This is a genomic window from Streptomyces capoamus (assembly GCF_014654935.1).
Taxonomy (GTDB): Bacteria; Actinomycetota; Actinomycetes; order Streptomycetales; family Streptomycetaceae; genus Streptomyces; species Streptomyces capoamus.
This window is the reverse complement of record NZ_BNBF01000018.1, coordinates 126,607-128,704: the sequence shown is the minus strand read 5'-3', so window position 1 is coordinate 128,704 and position 2,098 is coordinate 126,607. Positions and strand designations below refer to the sequence as shown.

The window sequence follows — 2,098 nt, the reverse complement described above, 5'->3', positions numbered from 1 at the left end:
GCCACCTTCGGCGCCGGAGCCGACGGGTTCGTCCGCGGCGAGGGCGTGGCCGCCGTCTACCTCAAGCGGCTCGACCGGGCCCTGCTGGACGGCGACCGGGTGCACGCCGTCATCGTCGGCACCGCCGTCAACAACGACGGCGGCGGCCCCAGCCTGGTCACCCCCAGCCAGGAGGGGCAGGAGGACGTGCTGCGCCAGGTCTACGAGGGCTCCGGCGTCCCGCTCGACCGGGTGGCCTACGTCGAGGCCCACGGCACCGGCACCCGGCGCGGCGACCCGACCGAGGCGGCGGCCATCGGCCGGGTGCTCGGCCAGGCCCCGCAGCGCGCCGGCCGGCCCCTCGCCGTCGGCTCCGTGAAGAGCAACATCGGCCACCTGGAGGCCGCCGCCGGGTTCGCCGGCCTGTTCAAGGCGGTGCTGGCGCTGCGGCACGGCGTGGTGCCGCCGAGCCTGCACTCCGCCGAACTCAACCCGAAGATCCCCTTCGACGACCTCAACCTGCACGTCGTGCAGGAGCCGCTGCCGCTGCCCGACGACGGGCCCGTCTACCTGGGCGTCAGCTCGTTCGGCTGGGGCGGCACCAACGCCCACACCGTCGTCACCGGCCCGCCGTCCGTGGCGGCGGCCGTGGAACCGCCCGTCGACCCGACGGCCCCCTTCCTGACACCGCTGAACGGCCACACCCCGGCCGCGCTCGCCCAGCGGGCCCGCGACGTGTGCGAGGCCCTCCAGCGGCCCGGCGCCGACCCACGGCGGCTGGCCGGGGCACTGGGCTGGCAGCGCGACCACTTCCCGTTCCGGGCCGGCGTGGTGGCCACCGAGGCGGGCGAACTCATGGCCCTGCTGGAGAAGTTCGCCGCCGCGCCCGACGGCGAGCTGCCCGGTGTCGTCACCGGCCGGGCCCGTGAGCACGGCCGCACCGCCTTCGTGTTCCCCGGGCAGGGCTGGCAGTGGGCGGCCATGGGCCGGCACCTGTACGCCTCCGACCCGGTCTTCGCGACCGAACTCGAACGCTGCGCCGCCGCCCTGGCCCCGCACGTCGACTGGGACCTCACCGACATCATCGCCGGGTGCGGCGGGGACGACTGGCTGCGCCAGGTGGACGTCGTGCAGCCGGTGCTCTGGGCCGTCTGCGTGAGCCTGGCCGCCGTCTGGCGGGCCGCGGGGGTCGAACCGGACGTCGTCGTCGGCCACAGCCAGGGCGAGATCGCCGCCGCGACGGTCGCCGGTGTGCTGTCGGTGGAGGATGCCGCGCTCGTCGTGGCCCGGCGCAGCGCGGTCCTGCTGCGCACGAGTGCGGGCACCGGACGCATGCTCGCCGTGGACCTGGACGCGGACGCGGCGCGCGCCGCGCTGGAGGGTTTCGAGGACAGCGTGGCGCTGGCCGTGCACAACGGCCCCCGCTCCTGCGTGCTGTCCGGCGAGACCGACTCCGTCCTGCTGCTGAAGGAGCTGCTGGAGGCGGACGGCACCTTCTGCCGTCTGGTCGACGTCGACTACGCCTCGCACAGCCCGCTGATGGAGGGCCTCGGCGAGGAACTGCACCGGGTGCTGGCCCCCGTCCGGCCCGGCACGGCCGAGCTGCCGCTGATGTCGACGGTGCGCTCGCAACTGCTGCACGGCCCGGAGATGGACGCCGCGTACTGGGTGGAGAACCTGGGCCGCCCGGTGCTGTTCGCCGACGCCGTCCGCACCCTGATCGACCAGGGCGTCACCCACTTCGTCGAGATCAGCGCCCACCCGGTACTGGCTCCGGCGCTGGAGCAACTGGCCGCCGAACACCCCGAGCCGCCCGCCGTGCAGGGCACCCTGCACCGGGACCGGGGCGCCCCGGAGGACCTCGCCGAGTCCTTCGCCCGGGCCTACGTCTCGGGGCTCACCCCCTTCGGCCGGGTCCCGGTGGGCCGGGACACGCACGTACCGGCCTACCCGTGGCAGCGCGAGCGCCACTGGGTGGACTCGGTGCGCCGGACCGCGGACCGCGTCGGGTCGTTCGCCCTGCCGCTCGCGCCGGTGCCCGCCGAGGCGGACACCTGGCACGGCACGCTCGACCTGGACACCGTCGCGCACCCCTGGCTGGAGGACCACCGGGTGCACG

At 75.6% G+C, this 2,098-nt stretch carries 1 protein-coding gene; it reads left to right on the top strand.

The window, feature by feature from the left end; all coding sequences use genetic code 11:
* On the top strand, nt 1-2,098 hold a 2,098-nt coding region (locus tag IE312_RS41905; RefSeq protein ID WP_229900457.1), incomplete at both ends, for a type I polyketide synthase.